This window comes from Nocardia cerradoensis NBRC 101014, assembly GCF_000308535.1.
Classification (GTDB): domain Bacteria; phylum Actinomycetota; class Actinomycetes; order Mycobacteriales; family Mycobacteriaceae; genus Nocardia; species Nocardia cerradoensis.
This window is the reverse complement of the sequence record NZ_BAFW01000002.1, coordinates 102,793-122,610: the sequence shown is the minus strand read 5'-3', so window position 1 is coordinate 122,610 and position 19,818 is coordinate 102,793. Positions and strand designations below refer to the sequence as shown.

At 68.6% G+C, this 19,818-nt stretch carries 18 protein-coding genes and 3 tRNA genes; 9 read left to right on the top strand and 12 right to left on the bottom strand.

What is annotated here, in order from left to right:
* Positions 1 to 50 precede the first annotated feature (50 nt).
* Both ON23_RS00775 and ON23_RS00770 read right to left on the bottom strand, forming a co-directional pair.
* Complete coding sequence (locus tag ON23_RS00775) at positions 51 to 2,018, bottom strand: ABC transporter ATP-binding protein (RefSeq protein WP_083903599.1); 1,968 nt, start codon at positions 2,016 to 2,018, stop codon at positions 51 to 53.
* Positions 1,972 to 3,843, bottom strand: a complete 1,872-nt coding sequence (locus tag ON23_RS00770) for an ABC transporter ATP-binding protein (RefSeq protein ID WP_083903598.1) — start codon at positions 3,841 to 3,843, stop codon at positions 1,972 to 1,974. The genes ON23_RS00775 and ON23_RS00770 overlap by 47 nt, the downstream gene beginning before the upstream one ends.
* Before the next feature lie 313 nt (positions 3,844 to 4,156).
* Between ON23_RS00770 and ON23_RS00765 the strand changes: the two genes are divergently transcribed.
* From ON23_RS00765 to ON23_RS00755, 3 genes are all read left to right on the top strand, one after another.
* Positions 4,157 to 5,326 carry a DNA cytosine methyltransferase gene (locus ON23_RS00765; protein WP_039775231.1) on the top strand — a complete coding sequence of 390 codons (1,170 nt, stop codon included), beginning with the start codon at positions 4,157 to 4,159 and terminating at the stop codon, positions 5,324 to 5,326.
* Positions 5,327 to 5,396: 70 nt separating this feature from the next.
* A complete protein-coding gene (locus ON23_RS00760; protein WP_039775230.1) occupies positions 5,397 to 5,813 on the top strand; it encodes a very short patch repair endonuclease in 417 nt (138 codons plus the stop codon).
* Positions 5,814 to 5,906: 93 nt separating this feature from the next.
* Positions 5,907 to 6,695 carry a DUF998 domain-containing protein gene (locus ON23_RS00755; protein WP_083903597.1) on the top strand — a complete coding sequence of 263 codons (789 nt, stop codon included), beginning with the start codon at positions 5,907 to 5,909 and terminating at the stop codon, positions 6,693 to 6,695.
* A gap of 171 nt (positions 6,696 to 6,866) precedes the next feature.
* Here the strand turns inward: ON23_RS00755 and ON23_RS00750 are convergent, their stop codons facing one another.
* Entirely contained in the window at positions 6,867 to 8,426 is a 1,560-nt protein-coding gene (locus tag ON23_RS00750) for an esterase-like activity of phytase family protein (protein ID WP_039775229.1), read from the bottom strand.
* Positions 8,427 to 8,539: 113 nt separating this feature from the next.
* Here ON23_RS00750 and ON23_RS00745 point away from each other — a divergent pair, with 113 nt between their 5' ends.
* Positions 8,540 to 9,316, top strand: a complete 777-nt coding sequence (locus ON23_RS00745) for a maleylpyruvate isomerase family mycothiol-dependent enzyme (protein WP_039775228.1) — start codon at positions 8,540 to 8,542, stop codon at positions 9,314 to 9,316.
* A gap of 10 nt (positions 9,317 to 9,326) precedes the next feature.
* On the opposite strand, the gene ON23_RS00740 is transcribed toward ON23_RS00745, so the two are convergent.
* The 5 genes from ON23_RS00740 to ON23_RS36620 all read right to left on the bottom strand — a co-directional run bounded on the left by ON23_RS00740 (position 9,327) and on the right by ON23_RS36620 (position 12,254).
* Complete coding sequence (locus ON23_RS00740) at positions 9,327 to 10,160, bottom strand: dienelactone hydrolase family protein (RefSeq protein ID WP_039775226.1); 834 nt, start codon at positions 10,158 to 10,160, stop codon at positions 9,327 to 9,329.
* A gap of 25 nt (positions 10,161 to 10,185) precedes the next feature.
* Complete coding sequence (locus tag ON23_RS00735) at positions 10,186 to 11,037, bottom strand: helix-turn-helix domain-containing protein (RefSeq protein ID WP_245555886.1); 852 nt, start codon at positions 11,035 to 11,037, stop codon at positions 10,186 to 10,188.
* Between the two features lie 74 nt (positions 11,038 to 11,111).
* Positions 11,112 to 11,184, bottom strand: a tRNA-Arg gene (locus ON23_RS00730).
* Between the two features lie 36 nt (positions 11,185 to 11,220).
* A tRNA-Ser gene (locus ON23_RS00725) sits at positions 11,221 to 11,310 on the bottom strand.
* An 86-nt stretch (positions 11,311 to 11,396) separates the two neighbouring features.
* A complete protein-coding gene (locus tag ON23_RS36620; protein ID WP_039775304.1) occupies positions 11,397 to 12,254 on the bottom strand; it encodes a dienelactone hydrolase family protein in 858 nt (285 codons plus the stop codon).
* Between the two features lie 174 nt (positions 12,255 to 12,428).
* On the opposite strand from ON23_RS36620, the gene hisC reads away from it, so the two are divergent.
* Positions 12,429 to 13,508: a histidinol-phosphate transaminase gene (gene hisC, locus ON23_RS00715; protein ID WP_039775302.1), complete on the top strand. Its 1,080-nt coding sequence runs from the start codon at positions 12,429 to 12,431 to the stop codon at positions 13,506 to 13,508.
* 13 nt (positions 13,509 to 13,521) lie between these two features.
* Here the strand turns inward: hisC and ON23_RS00710 are convergent, their stop codons facing one another.
* Positions 13,522 to 14,583, bottom strand: a complete 1,062-nt coding sequence (locus ON23_RS00710) for an alpha/beta hydrolase (protein ID WP_039775224.1) — start codon at positions 14,581 to 14,583, stop codon at positions 13,522 to 13,524.
* 138 nt (positions 14,584 to 14,721) lie between these two features.
* Between ON23_RS00710 and ON23_RS00705 the strand changes: the two genes are divergently transcribed.
* Positions 14,722 to 14,806: transfer RNA gene (locus tag ON23_RS00705), tRNA-Ser, on the top strand.
* A gap of 15 nt (positions 14,807 to 14,821) precedes the next feature.
* On the opposite strand, the gene ON23_RS00700 is transcribed toward ON23_RS00705, so the two are convergent.
* Positions 14,822 to 15,547, bottom strand: coding sequence for an SDR family oxidoreductase (locus ON23_RS00700; RefSeq protein ID WP_039775222.1), 726 nt, complete (start codon positions 15,545 to 15,547; stop codon positions 14,822 to 14,824).
* Positions 15,548 to 15,652: 105 nt separating this feature from the next.
* Here ON23_RS00700 and ON23_RS00695 point away from each other — a divergent pair, with 105 nt between their 5' ends.
* A complete protein-coding gene (locus ON23_RS00695) occupies positions 15,653 to 16,492 on the top strand; it encodes a LysR family transcriptional regulator (RefSeq protein ID WP_039775300.1) in 840 nt (279 codons plus the stop codon).
* A gap of 34 nt (positions 16,493 to 16,526) precedes the next feature.
* A complete protein-coding gene (locus tag ON23_RS00690) occupies positions 16,527 to 16,832 on the top strand; it encodes a hypothetical protein (protein ID WP_157170127.1) in 306 nt (101 codons plus the stop codon).
* Positions 16,833 to 16,910: 78 nt separating this feature from the next.
* On the opposite strand, the gene ON23_RS00685 is transcribed toward ON23_RS00690, so the two are convergent.
* Positions 16,911 to 17,399, bottom strand: a complete 489-nt coding sequence (locus ON23_RS00685; protein ID WP_039775219.1) for a MarR family winged helix-turn-helix transcriptional regulator — start codon at positions 17,397 to 17,399, stop codon at positions 16,911 to 16,913.
* Between the two features lie 123 nt (positions 17,400 to 17,522).
* Here ON23_RS00685 and ON23_RS00680 point away from each other — a divergent pair, with 123 nt between their 5' ends.
* Positions 17,523 to 18,512, top strand: a complete 990-nt coding sequence (locus tag ON23_RS00680; protein ID WP_039775217.1) for an NAD(P)H-quinone oxidoreductase — start codon at positions 17,523 to 17,525, stop codon at positions 18,510 to 18,512.
* Positions 18,513 to 18,531: 19 nt separating this feature from the next.
* Here ON23_RS00680 and ON23_RS00675 read toward each other — a convergent pair whose 3' ends face one another.
* The gene (locus ON23_RS00675; RefSeq protein WP_036497057.1) at positions 18,532 to 19,737 is read right to left on the bottom strand and encodes a cysteine desulfurase-like protein; all 1,206 of its coding nucleotides are present in this window, start codon (positions 19,735 to 19,737) and stop codon (positions 18,532 to 18,534) included.
* Between the last annotated feature and the right edge of the window lie 81 nt (positions 19,738 to 19,818).

Here is a 19,818-nt window from a genome sequence, read left to right as displayed (position 1 = left end):
TGACAACCGGGCTCGCGGTGCGGTCGCGGCGCGCGAGTTGTTCACCTGCGCTACACCAGTGATTCGCGCCACGCGGTGTGCAGGGCCGCGAAACGTCCGGTCGATGCGATCAGATCCGCGGGCGTACCGTCCTCGACGATCCGCCCGGAATCCATCACCAGCACCCGGTCGGCGATGGCGACGGTCGACAACCGATGCGCGATGATCACGGCGGTGCGCCCGCGCAGCACGGTCTCGAGCGCGCGCTGCACCTGCCGCTCGCCCGGAATGTCGAGGCTCGACGTGGCCTCGTCCAGCACGATCACCGCGGGATCGGCCAGGAAGACGCGCGCGAAGGCGACGAGCTGGCGCTGACCGGCCGACAACCGCCCACCGCGCTTGCGCACATCGGTGTCGAATCCGTCCGGCAGCGAGATCACGAAGTCGTACAGTCCGACCGCACGGGCCGCCGCGAACACCTCGGCGTCGGTGGCGTCGGGCCGGCCGAGCCGGATGTTGTCGGCGACCGAACCGGAGAACAGGTACGACTCCTGCGTCACCATCGCGACCGCACGGCGCAGATCCGCGTCGGCGATCGTGCGCAGGTCGACGCCGTCCAGCGACACCGTGCCCGACGAGGGGTCGTAGAACCGCGCGATCAGCTTGGCCAGGGTCGACTTCCCGGCGCCGGTGGCACCGACCAGCGCGACGATCTGGCCTGCCTCGACAGTGAGCGAGAACCGCGGCAGCACCGATCGCGCGGGGCGAACCTCGGCGCCGGACACGTCGTCCCGGTTCGGGTAGCCGAAGACGACATCGGTCAGGCGTAGTTCGCCTCGCGCGCGCTCGAGCGGATGCGGGGCATCGGGTTCGGCCACGCTCGGCCGCTCCTCCAGCACGCCCGAGACTCGCTCCAGCGCGGCCGCCGCGGACTGATAGGAGTTGAACACCTGGGCCAATTCGTCCAGCGGACCGTAGAACTGCCGCAGGTACAGCAGGAAGGCCGCGAGCACGCCGATTTCGGTGTGGCCGTGGATGACTCGCCACGCACCGACGACCAGGATGACGACGTTCGTCACATTGCTGATCAAGCGAACCAAGCCGATGTAGGCCGCCATCCCGTGCAGCGCACTGATATTCGCGGCCCGGTATTCGGCATCGGAGTCGACCAGAATGGCCTCGTTGCGCTCCTCGCGCCGGAAGGCCTGCACCGCGCGGATTCCGCCCATGGTCTCGACGAAATGCACGACCACCTTCGCGATCGCGCCTCGGGTTCGGCGGTATCCGGCGCGCTGGCGCCGCTGCGCCCAGCGCGTCACGAAAACCAGCGGGACGAAACCCAGCAGCACCACCGCGGCGAGCGGAATATCCAGCCACAGCAGGATCGCCGCGATCGTCACCACCGACAGCACGGCGCTCAGCGCGTCGTTGAGCGCACGGTCGAGCAGATCCTCGAGCGATTCCAGATCGCTGGTGAGCCGCGCGACGATCTTGCCGGAGGTGTAGTTCTCGTGAAAATCGATCGAGAGCCGCTGCACGTGCGTGAAGACCCGCAGCCGCAGATCGAACAGCACCTGCTGGCTCAACCTGCCGGAGATGCGCAGGAAGAGGAAGGTCGTCACGCCGCCGAGCGCGGTGCAGGCGAGGATGCCGCCCACGGCCAGCGTCAGCGGCAACCAGTCGCCGTCGAGCGCGCGGCCCACACCGGTATCGACGCCGTGGGCGACGAACAGGGGCGTCGCCACCAGGGCGGCATTGTCGATCACGATCAGCACCAGCGCGGCGACCGCCCACCGGCGGTAGGGCCGGATCAGCGACCACAGCAGGCGACGCGACCGCGCCGCCAGGGCGAGGTTGACCGCATCCGTCTGCTCGCCCTCCTCGGCGGCCACGCCCCGCCAGTCGGCCTCGGAATCGGCGTCGACGCGCAGGGCCTCGGCTGCCTTGTCGCGGGCCGCGGCGTCCGGGCGGTCGGTGATCGTGCCCGCCCGGTCAGTGTTCGTGCGCGAAGCTGCGTCCTCGCTCGGGTTCTCCGGCATCGAGCTCACCTCCCATCAATTCCCGGTAGCGCGAACAGGTTTCGAGCAGTCGTTCGTGAGGTCCGTCGGCGATGATGCGGCCTCCGTCGAGGACGGCGACCCGGTCCGCCCAGGCCGCGGTCGACGGGCGGTGGGCCACCAGCAGCACGGTGGCTCCGGCCAGCGCCTCGCGCAGCCGCACCTGGACCTGTTCCTCGGTGCTCACGTCGAGAGCGGAGAGCGGGTCGTCCAGGACCACGATGTGCCCGCCGGAGTGTTTCTGCCGGTCCAGCACGGCTCGCGCCAGCGCGAGCCGTTGCCGCTGACCGCCCGACAGGCTCAGACCCTGCTCCCCGATCCGGGTGCGCAGGCCCCACGGCAACTCGTCGACGAACCGCGCGGCGCAGGCCACCTCCAGTGCGGCGCGGATCCGCTCCTCGCCGGCGTCGGGATAGCCGAGGGTGATGTTCTCGCGCACGCTGGCCGAGAACAGCACCGGATCCTCGAAGGCCACCGAGACCTGCGACCGCAGATCCGACAACCGCATCGAGCGCACATCGATCCCGTCGATCGTCACCGCGCCCGCCGCGACGTCGAACAGCCGCGGCACCAGGCCCAGCAGCGCCGACTTACCGCTGCCGGTGGCGCCGACCACCGCAACCGTCTCACCCGGCCGCAGTCGCAGCGAAATGTCGTGCAGCAGATCGCGGTCGGCGTCCGGGAAGCGGAAACGCACCCGATCGAAACGCAATTCACCACGCAGCGGCTGCGGCGGGGCCACGGGATGTTCCGGATCGGTGATCTCGACGGGTGTGTCGATCACCTCCCAGAACCGTTGCGCCGCGGTGCGGGCGTGGTTCATCTCGGCCAGCAGGAAGCCGAAGCCCATGATCGGCCACTGCAGGTAGGTGGTCAGCGTGATGCCGGCCACCAGGGCGCCGACCGTCATCGCGTGTTCGGTGAGCAGATACCCGCCGACGGCGAGCGCGGCCGCGATACCCAACGCGGACAACGTGTTCAGCGCTGTCCACAGCCGCGCGGCCAACCGCACCTTGGCCAGCTCGAGCATCTGCAGTTCCCTCGCCTCGGCGCGGAACCGGCGACCGAACCACGGGCCGCGGCCGAACGCCTTCAGCACGCGGATACCCTGCGCGGACTCCTCGACCGTCGTGGCGAGATGCCCGGACTGGTCCTGCGCGCGACGGGAGGCGCTACCGTAGCCCTGTTCGAATTGCAGCGCGAGCAGGACGAGCGGAACCGCGATGAGCAATTCGATCAGCCCGATCTGCCAGCTCAGGACGAACAGCAGTGCCACACCCACGCCCAGCGTCGCACTCAGCGACAGCAACGAGGGCGCGACGAAGGCGAAGAAGCGCCGCAGGGTGGACATGTCGGTGATCGCCCGGGAGGTGAGCTGCCCCGACTCCATCCCGTCGTGCACGCCGACCGACAGCACCTGTAATCGCTGGAAAAGCTTGCCGCGCAGGGATACCTCGAGCCGGCTCGCCGGCGCCGCGATGATCCACCGCCGCCACCACGAGGTGACCGTGCTGAGCACCGCCAGCCCCACCACCAGCGCGATCGGCACCCAGATGCCACCGAAATCCCGCTGCGCGACCGGGCCGTCGACAATCCGCGCGGTGACGAACGGCAACGCGATATCGCACAACATGCCGAGCCCCGACAGCACGGCACTACCGAACAGCGCCGCCCGATACGGCCGGATCTCCGGCCACAGACGCCGCAGCGAACCCGCGCCCGTCACTCGGGCGCCGGAGTTCTCGGCGACCGTTCCGGTTCTGTCGTCCTCCGAATCGGATACGGTCTCCGTCGTAGCGACGGACACAACAATCCCCCTTCGCCAGGTCGTCTTTCGCCGAATCGATCACCACCGCACCGCCCCGGCCCCCGACCGAGCGCGCGTACGACCTTCCAGATTGCCAGTGCCGCCCCCGCCCGCCAACCGATTTTCGGTGTGCCCCCACATGGCTCGCCCGAGGCTCGTTATAGATTCTCGAGCGGTGCACGCCAGTGTTCTCGGCCCGCCTCGATTGTGGACTGACGGAGCGAGGGAGCGCAGCGACTGAGCGGAGGAGGGAAAAATCGAGGCCACAGGGGCCGAGAACCCGCCGAAGCGGAGCGTAGGCCAAAAATTCAGCATGGTCGGGTTGTTCGCCGGGATCGGGGGGCTGGAACTCGGGCTCAGCGCCCACGGCTGGCATACCGAACTGCTCTGTGAGATCGACCCGGGTGCTCGCGCGGTCCTGTCCGCCCGCTTCCCGGATGTCGAAACGCACGCCGATGTCACCCGCCTGCGCGCGCTGCCCGCCGGAACCGAATTGGTGGCGGCCGGATTTCCCTGCCAGGACCTCTCGCAGGCGGGACGGACGGCGGGGATCACCGGCGAGCGTTCGGGTCTGGTCGACGAGGTGTTCCGGCTGGTTCGCCGCAAACGCGGTCCGCGCTGGCTGCTGATCGAGAACGTCCCGTTCATGTTGCAGCTGGGTCGCGGGCAGGCGATGCGGCACATCACGGCCGCGTTGGAGGAGCTGGGCTACACCTGGGCCTATCGAGTGGTCGACGCGCGCGCGTTCGGGCTGCCGCAACGGCGGCAGCGGGTGCTGATGCTGGCGTCGCGCTCGGAGGATCCGCGACCGGTGCTGTTCGGCACCGATGCGGGGCCGCGCACGATCGGCGATCCCGAGGTGGATCCGTGCGGCTTCTACTGGACCGAGGGGGTGCGCGGACTGGGCTGGGCGGTGAACGCGGTGCCGACATTGAAGGGCGGGTCCGGGCTCGGTATCGCCAGCCCGCCCGCGGTCCGATTGCCCGCCGGTGAGATCGTCACCCCCGGAATCACCGATGCCGAACGGCTGCAAGGCTTTTCCCACGATTGGACCGCGCCCGCACTGGCCGCCGCGGGGGTCCGCCCGGGACACCGGTGGAAGCTGGTCGGCAATGCGGTGAGCGTGCGGATGGCGTCGTGGATCGGTTCCCGCCTGGCCGCCCCCGCCGACGGCGTGGCCGCGGAGTACGCGCCGCTGACCGCGCACCGCTGGCCGGCGGCGGCGTGGGGCCATGCCGGTAAGGCCTATCGGGTTCCGGTGTCGACGTGGCCGGTGCACGAGCCGTACGAGGATCTGCGCTGGTTCCTCGACGACGCCCGCCTGCTGTCGGCCCGCGCGACCGCCGGTTTCCTGCGCCGCGCCGCGCGCGGCACGTTGCGCTTCCCGCCCGGCTTCCTCACCGATATGGAGAACCACCTGATCCGCATGGGAGGTCTGCCGCGGGAGGGTGCGAGTGTCCCGTACGTCTCGGCGGCGGTGTGAAGTGTCGAATCGGTCACCGAATCCGGCCCCGGGAACACCTGCCCGCCGGTGGACGCTGTAAGGGTTGTGCATGAGTTCCGGCCGTCCCGTCACCGACGCGGTGACCAGTGCCCGGATGGCCCGGCAGCGGCGGACGGGTACCGCCCCGGAGACCGCGCTGCGCACCGAACTACATCGGCGGGGGCTGCGCTATTTCGTGGACCGCGCACCGCTTCCGGGTCTGCGCCGCCGCGCCGACCTGGTGTTTCCCCGCCGCAAGGTGGCGGTCTACGTGGATGGGTGTTTCTGGCACCGCTGCCCCGAACACGCCACCTATCCGAAGAACAACGCCGAATGGTGGGCGGAGAAATTGGCCGGCAACGTGGCCCGCGACCGCGATACCGATGCGCGGCTCACCGCCGCGGGCTGGCTGGTGGTGCGGGTCTGGGAGCACGAGAATTCGGCCGCCGCCGCGGATCGAGTGCAGTCGGCTTTGTCGGGGCGATAGACCATGATGGAAGTGCAGCCGACATTGCGACGGGAATATTGCAGCGGGAATCCGGCACATTCCGAACGTGGGCGATGACGTGAAACGAGGGCAATGACGCCGAGCGGGCCGCACGATCGTGCGGCGGACGAATCCGGTGCGGTCGCCGTACTGGAGCGAGACCACGCGCCCGTACGCGTGCGGTTCCGCCTCGCCCGCTCGTTGATCGCGGCCGCCGTCGCCGTCGCGGGCGTCTGCTATTCGTCATGGATCATGGAGTTCGTCCTGCCGATCCATCTGAATCCGATCAGGTCGTTCCTCAGCGAATTGGATGCCGAGGGCCGCCCTTATCGCTGGGTGTTCGATCTCGGCGACACCATCGCCGGTTCCCTCACCTTGATTTCCGCGGTCGCGGCGATGTTCGTCTTCTCGCGGCGGCGTCTGTCGACCGTGGGCTGGGTCGCGCTGGGCTGTTTCGGCGCGTCCACGATCGCCGATGCGCAATGGCCGTTGCACACCTGCTCGGCACCGTGCCCGCCGTCGGACAGCGGCATGTTTCCGCAATTGCACCAGATTCACGCGCTGACCAGCACGCTGGCCGTCACGTCGATATTCGTGGCGATGATCGCCTTCAGCGTCGCCGCCTTCCGCTATCGGCGCTGGCCGATTCTGCGGCATTCCGGATTGTGGATCCTGATCATCGGCTCGGCCGCGACCGCCTGGATGCTGATCGCCGACAATCTGCCGGGCAATTACGCACTGGGCATCGCCCAGCGCATCCAGGTCGGATCCATGTCGCTGTGGCTGATCGCGCTCGCCGTGCAGATCTGGGTCGCGCAGCGTGCGATCAGCGGCGACGGGCGGAAGCGCGCACGGCCTCCGGCTCCTCGTTTCCCAGCATGACCAGCGAACGGGGTGCCGACTCGGCCACCGCGCCCGCGATCGCCATGGCCGCGAAGGTGGCCAGTATGACGCCCATTACCAGTACCTCGACAACTGTGTTCATATACCCACGGTGACAGCGCCGGCTGGCATGCCTTTGTGCGGAACTTGGGTAGAGCCTGAGAATGCCGGTCAGCCCACCGAGACGGTGACGGTGTGCGTCGTGGTGCGCGCCGGAAGCGCCCCGGTGTCGACCCGCAGGATTTCACCGGTGTCCTGGCGGCCGTCCGGCAGGATTTTCGGTTTCAGGCCGAAGGGCGGCAGGCTGCCGGTGCTTCCGGCCAGACCGAAATCGCTGTCGTCGGAGATGTACAGCGTCCGGCCGCCGTCGGTGGTGGCGAGGCCTTCGACTTTGTCGTGGCCGAAGAATGCGCCGGCCGGATTCAGTCCCGCGACCAATCCGGCGAGGTCCAGGTTCGATTTCTTCGCGACCGGGGTGATACCGGCCTTGCCGAGCGCGGCGATCCCGTCGGCGGTCGATACCTTGCCGACATAGGTTTCCAACGGTGTGTCACCGACGAGCAGCCCGAGATTCGGGTCGTATCGAGTGCCGGGCACATTCGCTCGGGGTCCGATATCGGTGGCGCCGTTCAGATCGATCGTCCACAGTTTCTTGTTCGCCTTCGGCGCGAGTTCACCGTCACGTTCGTCCACGAGAAAGGTGTGGTCGTCGAGCCCGGTGATTTCGGAGACGGCGAGTTTCCGTTTCGGATCCTCGAGCGGATAGACGAATTCGGCGACGGCGCGGGTCTGCAGATCCACGGTGACGATCCGGGTCATCGGCACTTCCCGTGCGGATTCCGAACCCGGTGTCTGCAAACCACTTTGAATCACACCGACCAATCGCCGGCCGTCCGGTGTGACGGTCAGGCCTTCCATTCCCTGATTCGGCGTTCGCATCGTCAGTTCCCCGGGCAGGCCGGAACCCGGTGCGAGACGCTCGATTTCGGTGCCGGACGCGTCGAAGTGCACGAGGAACGGACCGTATTCGTCCGAGACCCAGAAGGTGCCGTCGGGGAGGGCGACCAGACCCTCCGGATCCAGGCCGTGGTCGATGGGCGGCAAGGTGTGACCGTCCAGATCACGCATGGTCTCCCCGGTCGACGCGGCGGTGTCGACCAGTCCGTTGAAGCCGACGCCCGCACGGTTCTTCAGGTCGATGGTGGATTCCAGTACCGCGCGCGTTCCGGTCAGCCGGAATTTGCCGATCTTCGGCACGAAATTCGGTATGGGAACGAGCTTTTCGTTCTTGCCGGGCCCGTCGACGTTCGGGCCGCGGTCGGTGAGCCCGTAGAACTCGCCGGCCGAACCCGGCACCGGTGTCCACGCGGACCCGAATCCGCTGCCCTGCACCGTCGTGCCGCCGAAGTCGCCGAGCGGCGCGATATCGGTGGTGTAGAGGTGCACCGCATCGGAGGTGGTCACCGTGAAGGTGTCGTCGCCCTGGTATCCGGGCTCCGGCGTGTAGCGCACGGAACCGTCGGCGGTGCGGTCGAGGCGGCCGTGCGCCGGTGTGCCGAAGGCGACGGCCGCGCCGCCGCCCGTGCGGGCGGACAGGTCGTCGAGCGATACGACGAGCGGCCGGTCCCGGTCGGTGTGCCATTGCGGTTCGCCACCGCCGGACGAACAGGCGGCGGCCGCGCAGAGCACGGCGCCGGCGAGGGCGAATCGGAGCAGATGACTGGTTCCCACCGGTGATACCTATCCTGCCGAGTCGACGATCAGCTGTCGGGAACCTGAACAGTTATCCGACGGCAATCGAGTTCGCCCAGCGGGCGTTCCCAGCGCTGGGTAGGGTCACCCGGGTGACCAGCGAAGCGCCGGAATCATCCGTTCCCGTCGACCTGCTCGAAGCCGTGCACGCGGCGACCGAGTCCCTGGTCGGCGCGGTGGAAGCGTTGCACGACAGCGATATCGCCGAACCGTCACTGCTGCCGGGCTGGACTCGTGGCCATCTGCTGGCCCACCTGGCCCGCAATGCCGACGGACTGGTGAATCTGCTGCTGTGGGCCCGCACCGGCATCGAAACCCCGCAGTACGCAAGCCAATTGCTGCGCGACTCCGATATCGAGGCCGGTGCGCCGCGCCCGCTCGCCGAGCAGCTGAGCGACCTGCGCGCGTCCGCGGATCGCTTTCTCGGCCTGGCCCGGGCCATGCCGCCGGAACGCTGGCAGTACCGGGTGCGGGCGCGCACGGGTAAGGAACTGGCCGCCGCGGTGGTGCCGTGGTTGCGCCTGCGCGAGATCGAGATTCACCGCGTCGACCTGAACATCGGCTACCGGCCCGCGGACTGGCCGGCCGCCTTCGTGGCCCGGATGCTGCCGGAGGTGTCCGCCGGATTCGACCACGCGGTCTCCGCCCACCGCCCCGCCGACGCCAAGCCGATGACCTCCGACCCGGATCGGCCACCGCCGCCGAGCTTCACCCTCGTCGCCACCGACACCGATTTCTCCGCCAAGGTGGGCCCCGACCCTTCCGACACCATTTCCGGGCCCGCAGCGGAGTTGCTGGCATGGTTGATCGGCCGCAGCGACGGCGTAGGGCTCACCGGATATCTGCCGAATCTGCCCGCGTGGTTGTGAGGCACCGGATTCACCGGTTCACGCGCCCTGGAACCTCGAGCCGCTCGGCGAGGAAATCCAGCACGCGGTGCAACGCGGCCTGAGTCGGTTCGCCCGGTTCGTCGATGAGATGTTCGGTGAGCACCGAATGCGCGCTCAGCACACCGTCCGGGTTGGCCGCGGCGTCGTCGAGTTCGATGGCGATGAACGCGTCGCCGAGCTGCGCGCGCAGGAAGTCGAAACGCTCGGCCGGGGAACGACGGTCACCGCGGAAGCGCAGGCCCATCACGGAAAGCCCTGCGGCACACCGCTGTTTGACGCGGTCGAGATCGTCGGGCGAGACATCGATCGAGCTCTTCTGCCGCGCGGTGAAACCCAGCGGCAGACCCGGCTGCGAGAGCACCGGTGCGACCAGCCGATCGTCCACAGCCATCCCCAGCGCGAATCCCCCGGTGAAGCACATCCCGACGGCGCCGACTCCGGGACCGCCGCACCGCCGATGCTCGGCCTCGGCCAGCGCCCGCAACCACTGCACCACCGGTGAGGTGCGCCCCGTCGCCAGCACCACGAACTCCCGGCTGACACAGATCGGCCCGAACTGACCGGCGATATTCGCCACCGCGGCGAGCGTGCCGTGCGCGGCGGGATCCGGGTCGCGCCCCGGGTTCCCGTACAGATGCGGCACCACCGCGGTGCAACCGATGCGCGCCACCCGCCGGGCGAAGTCGAAGACATCCGGCGAGATGCCGGGAAATTCCGCCATGACGATCACGGCGGGCCCGTTGCCCTGCCGAAAGATCGTGCGGGACTTGCCCTCATGGGTGAAGGTCGCGTGTTCGAAGTCGTGAAGATCGTCGTCCGCCATGGCCGGCCCTTTCTCGTTCGGGCCCTCACTCTCGGCCGGCCACCCCCGCCGGGTCTTGAAAAAATGTTCCCCAGGCTCGGTAGCGGTGCTGCCCGATCGGGGTGTGCGTCTCGCGTGCCAACGCGCCCGGCGTGCGACCGGCGAAACTCGCGATCTCCCGGGACATGTGCGCCTGATCGCTGTACCCGCAGGACACCGCGACATCGGCGGCCCGCCGGCCCGCCACCAGCCCCTCGACCGCATGCCGGAACCGCACCAGCATCGCGGCCCGCTTGGGAGTGAGCCCGATCTGCGATTCGAACCTCGTCCACAACCGTTTGCGACTCCAGCCGCACGATTCGGCCACATCGGCGATCCTGACATGACCGCGGCTCGTCACGATGTGATTCCACCCGGCCACCACTTCCGGATCCGGCGTGCGATCGGGCCGGAACCGTTGCGCCAGAAACGCTCTCATGAGCACAAAGCGCTCCTCCCACTCCACCGCCTCCGCCAGCCGTCCCCGCAACCGCTCCGCCGCCGCCCCCCACACCTCGTCCAACCCCACAGCAGCCCCCAACTCCCCCGGCCCCACCCCCAGCACCGAATACGCCCGCAGCGGCGACATCCGCACCTCCACACACGCCGCCCGCTCAGCCCGAATCCCCGTCAGCCCCCCGGCAAACCCCGCCACCATCCCCCCACTCGCCCGACTGGCCTCGGTCGTCTCCACAACCAGCCCACCCCCACCGAAATCAACCGCCACGGTCACCGCCGGAATCACCGCCACCCGAAGCTCCAACCCAGCATCGGCCCGATCGCGATACCCGAGCATCGAAAGCCCGTCCGCGAGCCGGCGCGGGCGCACGATCTCCCACCCGGCCGCCCGATCCTCCACCCGGCCAGGTTAACCGGCTCCCCCGATGGAACACGAAGAAGGCCCCGCCGCAATGCGACGGGGCCTTCTTTCTGCGCGCCCGGAGAGACTCGAACTCCCAACCTTCTGATCCGTAGTCAGATGCTCTATCCGTTGAGCTACGGGCGCAGGTCCTGTTCAGTTGTGTGCCCGGTTTCCCGGGCGTGGCGGAGGCGAGAGGATTTGAACCTCCGGTCCCCGTGAAGGGACAACTCATTAGCAGTGAGTCCCATTCGGCCGCTCTGGCACGCCTCCTGGAGCCTTCTTTCGAGGGCGCCGGTCCTTTCGAACCGCCGAGAGGCAAGAGTACAGAGCAACCGGTCAGGACGCAAAACGGCTGGTCAACGTAGGTGACTGTCGAACCAATCGAAGATTCTGGTCTGTGCGTCGATCAGCAGGCGCTTCTCGTCCTCGGGCAGTTGCTCGAAGTCGGCCATGTCGAATCCGGGATGGTCCGGGCGGTGATGCAGGCCGGGATAGCTCACGACGAGCGTGGCCACCGAAGCCCGGGCCGCCGCATCACGCAGGCGCTCCACATGGGCGGCCGGATTGACCGGATCGTCGTTGCCGTAGAGGCCGAGCCAGGGGGCCTGCAGCTGCGGTGCTGCGTCGACCAGCGCAGGCGCCTCCGCGGTCAGCGGCTCCACGATGCCGGGTGCCGCGACGCTCACCGCCGCACCGATGGGCCGGTCGGTGGCGACCAGCAGTGCGGCGGTGCCGGCGTTGTCGAAGCCCAGCACGCCCACGGTGTCGGGGAAGACTCCCCGGCCGACCAGCCAGTCGAAGCAGGCGTCGAAGTCGGCGAACAGATCCGCGCCGAACACCTGCTCGACCTCGCCGCCGCCCGCTACCGCCGTGGCGACCGCACCCGGCCCGTCGGAAACCCGCGCGCCGACGGCGGCGAGATCGCGATCATTGACCGACCCGGCGCCTTCACCGCGCCCCTCCGGCCGGGGGAAACGGTGGAACAGATTGGGCGCCACCATGATCCAGCCCTCACCGGCCAGCGATTTCATCATTTCCAGCAATACATCGGCAAACTGACGGGACTCGTGGAGTACGACGATGCCGCCGCGCGCGTAGCCCTCCGGCTCGATCACCGTGATGGGCACCCGACCTCCGGCCGCCGGGGCCGGAGCGCCGTCGACCACCTGCCCGCTGTCGCGCAATGGTGCTTCATCTCGATAGATGCCCGACATGAAACCAGGGTAGTTCGCATCCGTCACATTCGGGAGAAGTTGCACGGAAGTACCCATTCCTCGAAAAAATTTCCGACATACCGCCCAGCCGGTTCGGGCTTGCCGGCGGACCGGCGGGACCTCCGAGACAACCGCGCCGAGCCGCCGCGACGTGCGAGGAATTAAGGTGTGGGGGTGAGTGCTCGTATTCGTCCGGACCTGGAGTCCATTCCGGCTTACGCTCCGGGTCGCAGCCATCCGGGCGCCGTGAAACTGGCCAGCAACGAAACCACCCAGGGCCCGCTGCCGAGTGTCGCCAAGGTGATCGCCGAGGCGGCCGAACTCATCAACCGGTATCCGGACAACTCCTCGGGCGAACTTCGAGCAGCCCTCGCCGAGTTCCACGACGTCGCGGTCGAGAACGTCGCGATCGGCTGCGGCAGTGTCGCCCTGTGCCAGGAACTGGTGCAGATCACGTGCGCCTCCCCCGCCGACGAGGTGGTGTTCGCCTGGCGCTCGTTCGAGGCGTATCCGATCGTCACGCAGGTCGGCAACGCGACGGCCGTGCCGGTGCCGCTGAACGACGCATTCGCACACGATCTGGATGCGATGGCGGCCGCGGTCACCGAGCGCACCCGGCTCGTCTTCGTCTGCAATCCGAACAACCCCACCGGAACGGCGTACGGCCGCGCCGAACTGACCCGTTTCCTCGACGCGATCCCCGAGGACGTGCTGGTGGTGCTCGACGAGGCGTACTTCGAGTATCTGCGCCTGCCCGCCGACGACCGGGCCGACGGTGTGGAGATCGGCCGCGGCCGCTCGAATGTCGTTGTGCTGCGGACCTTTTCGAAGGCATACGGGCTCGCGGGCCTGCGTGTCGGTTACGCCGTGGGCGACCCGGAACTGATCACCGCACTGATGAAGGTGCACATCCCGTTCAGCGTGAATCGGCTCGCACAGGCCGCGGCCATGGCGTGTCTGCAGGCGCGGCACGAACTGCTCGACCGCACCGATCAGGTGGTGGCCGAACGGGAACGCATGCGCGACGCACTGCTGGCGGCCGGATACCGGGTGCCGCCCTCCCAGGCCAACTTCGTCTGGCTGCCGCTGGGCGAGCACAGCACGGAGTTCGGCGCGGCCAGTGCCGAAGCCGGAGTCCTGGTGCGGCCCTACGGTACCGACGGCGTGCGGATCACCGCGGGCGATCCGCACGAGAACGATCGGTTCCTGGAATTCGCCACCGCACCGGACACCGTCGCGCGCTTCGCCGGCTGATTCCGCGCGGCGGTCAGTGCACGCCGAGGGCTGCCGCCAGCGTCGGCCAGGCCCGCGGCAGCTCGTCCTTCCAGTACGGCCAGGAATGCGTCCCCACCGGGCGCAGATCGACCTCGGCTGGGATCTGCATGCGCTCCAGCCGATCCGCGAGAGCCATGGTGCAGGCGTTGGAGCCCGCCTCGAGCGGGCCGCCGAATCCGATCGATGACACCGCTTCCGGATTACCCGGAACGTCGTAGGGCCCCGGCACACCGGAACCGGCGGACAGGAAGATCGCCTTACCGCGCAGGGTGTCGGCGTGCATCATCACGTCGTGGGCGAGCCAATCGGGATCCTCCTGTTTGCCGAACATGTTGTCCGGCTCGCCGCCGTAGGTGCGGACCACCGCCCGCGCCTGCGCCTGCCCGAAATCGGAACCCATTGCGTAGCAACCACTGTGGGCGGCGACCGCCACATACGCCTGCGGTTCGCGCATCGCCAGCATCATCGCCGCCTCCGCGCCCATCGAGACGCCTTCCACCGCATCGCGGCCGTTGCCCTCGAATGTCGCATCGATCAACGGCGGAAGTTCGCGGGTGAGGAAGGTCTCCCACTTGTTGGTGCCGAGCACGGGATCCGGATGCTGCCAATCCGTGTAGTACCCCGCCGGACCGCCGATCGTGAGGACGACGTTGACGTTCTTGTCGGCGAAGAACTGCACCGCACCACCGCGCTCGGTCCAGTTGTTGTACTCGTTGCTCGCGCTGCGCCCGTCGAGCAGATACAGGGTCGGGCGCGGATGGCTGCGGTCCGCCGGCAGCAGCACCTGCACCTGCACCGTGCGCCCCATCGCCGGGGAGTCCACGAACACCCGCAGCCAGCGATCGTTGATCGGTTCGATGCGGTCGATCGACGCGGTGGCCGGACGGGGATCGTCCAGCGCCGGAGGCGGCCCCTCGGCGGAACCGGAATCGGCCGGGGGCGCGGGCGCGGCGGCAATCGACGGCGCTCCCCAGATCGCCCCACTCATCAGGAGTGCGGCGATGGCAGCGCCGGACAGCCGACGCCGTATCCGGCGACGAACCATGGCCGTCATCCTGCCAGAGGTCGCGCGAGGCGTCGAAACACACGACAGTCCGATCTCCGGCGAGTCGTCCACAGCCCGCCGGACCGATTCGGCATCCCCGCACCCACGCCAGTAGGCTGAGACACCGTTCCGGCCCGCCCGGAACGAGGTGGGTTGCCCGAGCGGCCTAAGGGAACGGTCTTGAAAACCGTCGTGGTTCACGCCACCGTGGGTTCAAATCCCACACCCACCGCAGGTGAAGGGTGCGTCACCAGGGGACTGGTCCGGCGTCGGAGAAGAATCCGCCGGTCGGTCCGTCGTCGGGCAGGGTGGCGAGGTGGATCGCGATCGCCGCGCCCTGTTGGGGGGTTCGGACGCCGCGGAAGCCGTTCAGGTCCGTGGCGGTGAAGCCGGGGCAGCCGGCGTTGATCAGGATGTCGGTGTCGGCCAGTTCCTTGACGTACTGGATGGTGACCGCGTTCAGGAAGGTCTTCGAGGCCGCGTACGCGGCGGAAATCGGGCCGGTGTCGGTGCCGGGGGTGGTCTGCAGCGTGAGAGAGCCGACGCTGCTGGACATGTTCACGATTCTCGGTGCCGCCGAAGCGCGCAGCATCGGCAGCATCGCGTTGGTGACGCGGATGACTCCGATCACGTTGGTTTCCACGGCTTCTCGCACGGTCGCGGGATCGACCGTGGTGGGTGTCTGCGGCAGGCCGCCGGTGATCGCGGCGTTGTTGACCAGGACGTCGAGCCCTCCGGCATGGTCGGCGATCAACTCGGCCGCGGCGGCCACGCTCGCGTCGTCGGTCACGTCGAGCGGAACGCCGAAGGCGTCGATCCCGGCCGCGCGCAATTTCTCCACCGCGGTGTCGCGGCGTAGCTCATCGCGCGCGCCCACGCCGATTCGCCAGCCGAGGGCACCCAGGCCCGCCGCGATCTCGTATCCGATTCCCTTGTTCGCGCCGGTCACCAGCGCGATCGTCCGTTCACTCATACCGTCGATCCTGGTTCGGTCCCGGGTGATGCGTCCAACACCGGCTGGGTGGCCATTCATACCGCACGGGTATTGGTAGCGGTCAGCGCCGGATACGATGGCACGGTGGAGACGCGGGAGTTGCGGTACTTCGTCGCCGTCGCCGAGGAATTGCATTTCGGGCGGGCGGCAGAGCGACTCGCGATGGCGCAACCACCGCTTTCACGGGCGATCCGACAGCTCGAACGGCGGCTCGGTGTAGTTCTGCTGCACCGCACCACTCGCTCGATCGCCCTGACCGAGGCCGGGTCGGTACTGCTGCGGGAGGCCCACGCCGCGCTTGCCGCGGTCGAAGCCGCGGAGCGTCGCACCCGCCGCGCCGCGGCCCATCGGCCCGGGATGGTGCTTGCCACGAAGGCGGGAGCGTCCAGCGAACTGCTGTCGAAACTGCTGGACGCCTATGCTGCCGAACCGGGCGCTGTCCCCGTCGAGGTGATCCTGTGCGGGCCCGGCGAACAGGAGGGACTGCTGCGCGACGGGCGTGCCGACGTCGCCCTGCTCCACCGGCCCTTCGACACGACCGCCGGATTCGACACCGAGGATCTGCACACCGAACAGCAGGTTCTGGTCCTGCCCGCGGGCCACCCCCTCGCCTCCCGGGCCCACATATCGTCGGCCGAGGTCTCCGCCCTGACGGATCTGCCCCTGCCGCGCTGGCCCCGATCGGACGGGAGCTATCCCGACGGCCCCGGTCCGCAGGTTCGCGACCACACCCAACTGGCCCAGCTGATCGCGCTCGGGCGAACCTGCGCGGTCATGCCCGAGTCGGTTCGAACCCACCTACGCTGCGGTCACGCGATCGTGCCCGTGCCGGACGCACCGGCGGTCACGACCGTCATCGCCTGGCCACCACACAGCAAATCCAGAGCCGTCGCCGACCTCGTCCGCACCGCGGTGCGTCTCTAGCCGACACCGCTTCACGGCCACCGCAACCATGACGATGACGCCGACCGGCGGATCGGTCGGCGCCACCATCGTTTCCGTCTCGATTCGCACGGCCGGGGCCGAGGTTCAGAAGCACCACACCCAATCCGCGGACCCCGGCAGCGGGATGGTGATGCAGATGGCGATCGGTTTCGCCGTGGTATCGGAAGCGCTGTCGGCGGAGGCGATGGGCGCCGCCACGGCGCCGAGCGACAAGATGATCGCGGTGGTTGCGAGAGCTTTCGCTGACTTCCTGTGCATGGTTCGAACCTTTCGACGTGCCCCTTCGAAGGAGAACCGGAAAGCCCGGTCCCGGACCTAGCGCCCTAATGGTCGCGCCCGCGAACAGTCAGCAACAAGGGACCAACGTCCCTGATCGAGCCGAGTGCCGAGCTTCGGATCAGGTTCGGCGGGGGTCGGTTTTGGCGTTGACTCGGTCGAAGGCGTCGCCGATGGCGGTGAGTTCTTCGGGACTGAGGAGGTCGACGAAGGTGCGGCGGACTGCGGCTACATGGCCGGGGGCGGCGGCGCGGAGGCGGCGCATACCTTCCTCGGTGAGGTGGGCGCGGACGCCGCGGCCGTCCTCTTCGCAGCTGGTGCGGCGCACCATGCCCTCGTCCTCCATGCGGCGGATCTGATGGGTGAGGCGGCTGCGGGAGGACAGCACACCGTCGGCGAGATCGCTCATCCGCAACGAACCGCCCGGGGCCTCGGAGAGCATCACGAGGATGCGGTATTCGGGCAGGCTCATATCGCTGTCGGCCTGGAGCTGGCGGTTGAGTTCCACCATCAGCCGCTGATGTCCGTCCATGAACGCACGCCATGCCCGCTGCTGTGCCGAGCTCAACCACGGCGTGGAGGCCGGGGGACCGCTCGGTTCGTAAGCCATGGCGCCATTCTATTGGGCCCGAATGGAAGGAATGTCGGCTGGTCAGAGACCTGCGGACAAGATCACCCGGATCGGTCCCACAGCCGCACCCGTTCCAGCGCGGCGAGCACCTAGAGTCGAGGTATGTACGCGGCGACGTTGGACGGTTTCGGTGGGCCCGAGGTGATCCGCTGGGCGGAGGTGCCGGATCTGCCGCCGCCCGGTCCGGGCGAGGTGGCGATCGACGTGGTGGCGGCCGGGGTCAATCGCGCGGATCTGTTGCAGCGTCAGGGTTTCTATCCGCCACCGCCGGGCGCCAGCGACATTCTGGGCCTCGAGGTGTCGGGGGTCGTGGCCGAGGTCGGCGCGGGCGTGCGGGATCCGCGGCCGGGCGATCGGGTGTGCGCGCTGCTGTCCGGCGGCGGCTATGCCCAGCGCGTGGTCGTCGCCGCGAGTCAGGTGCTGCCGGTGCCCGAGGGGCTGGATCTGGCTGCGGCAGCGGCACTTCCGGAGGTCGCCGCCACCGTCTGGTCGAATCTGGTGATGCGGGCCGGATTGCACGCCGGGCAGTTGCTGCTCGTCCACGGCGGCGGGAGCGGAATCGGCACCCATGCCATTCAGGTCGCGGTGAATCGCGGTGCGCGCGTCGCGGTGACCGCCGGTTCGCAGTACAAATTGGATCGCTGCGCGGAATTGGGCGCGAGCATCGGAATCAATTATCGGGAACAGGATTTCGTCGAAGTACTCGGCGAATCGGGTGGCGCCGACATCATTCTCGACAATATGGGCGCGAAATACCTGCCGCGCAACGTTTCCGCACTCGCCGAGGACGGGCAACTGTGTGTGATCGGCATGCAGGGCGGGGTGACCGGCGAGCTGAATCTGGCGGAGCTGCTCGGTAAGCGCGGCACCATCCATGCCACCAATCTGCGCAAGCGGCCGGCGACCGGGAAGTCGAGTAAGGCCGAGATCATCGCGGAACTGCGGCGGCATCTGTGGCCGCTGATCGCGGAGGGCGCGGTGGTGCCGGTGGTCCATGCCGAAGTCCCGGTCACGGAGGCGGCGCACGCCCACGAACTGCTCGATTCGGCCGAGACCGTCGGCAAGGTGGTACTGCGCATCGACGAGGCGTGAAGGGCACGCCCGCCGTGAGCTACTTCTCCAGCGAGTTCAGCGCCCGGCCCAGCTGTTCGATCTCGAATTTCGTTGTGTAGGGCGCCAATCCGAGGGTGACGGCGCCGCCCTCGTCGTTGACGCCCAGGGCGTCGAGCAGCCGGCTGCCGCCGTGCGCGCCGCTGACGGTGCCGATGCGGTGGTCGGCGAGTTCGGCGGAGATCTTCTCCGCCTGCATTCCCGCGATGGTGAAACTGACCGTCGGGATGCGGGTGGAGGCGCGGCCGATCACGGTCAGATCCGGGACGGCGTCGAGCACCTCCATCAGATTCTCGAACAGCTGGTCGTGATAGTCCTGCAGCGAGGTGATCGACACCTCCAGCCGCTCGCGGCGGCTGCCGGTGGCCTGTTCGTCCAGTCCGGCGAGGTAGTCGATGGAGGTGGTCAGCCCCGCGAGCAGCGCGTACTGGTGTCCGCCGACCTCGAGCCGCTCGGCGCCCTTGGCGTAGGGATTCAGCGACATCGAGGGGATGCGATCCAGGAATGCCGGATCGCGGAACACCAGCGCCCCGATCTGCGGGCCACCCCAGGCCGGAGCGGAGAGCGCGACGACGTCGGCATTGAGTTCGTCGATGTCGATCAGGGCGTAGGGCGCCGCGCCGAAGCAGTCGGCGACCAGCAGTCCGCCCACCTCGTGCACCCGGTCGGCGGCGACCCGGACGGCGGGCGCGGAGCCGACGATCGGCGAGGCGGCGGTGACCGCGACCAGGCGCGCGGTCGGGCCGATCAGTTCCTCGAACTGCCAGGCCGGCATCTCGCAGGTTTCGATCTCCACCTCGGCCCAGCGCACGTGGGCGCCGTAGCGGTTGGCGATGCGCAGCCACGGGGCCACATTCGCCTCGTCGTCCAGGCGGGAGAGCACGATACCGGTGCCGAGGCCCAGCCGGGAACTCAGCGATTCGGCCAGCCAGGCCAGCAGCACCGCCCGATCCGGACCGAGTACGACGCCTGCCGGGTCGCCACCGACGAGATCGGCGACCGCCTCCCGGGCCGCGTCGAGAATCGCGCCGCTGCGGCGTGCGGCGGCATGACGATTGGTGTGCGAAAAAGCAGAGGTCCGGAAACCGGTTGATACGGCGCGCGATACCGAATCCGGGACCAGCATCCCTGCTTGGGGGTCCAGATGGATCCAGCCGTCGCCCAGGGACGGTATCAACCCCCGAACCCTCGCGACGTCGTAAGTCATGCTCGCCACTCTAAGGGCAGCGGGCAAGTCGGCGGAACCGTGCGCCGACCCAATGCGATATCACGCGACATGGCAACCGAC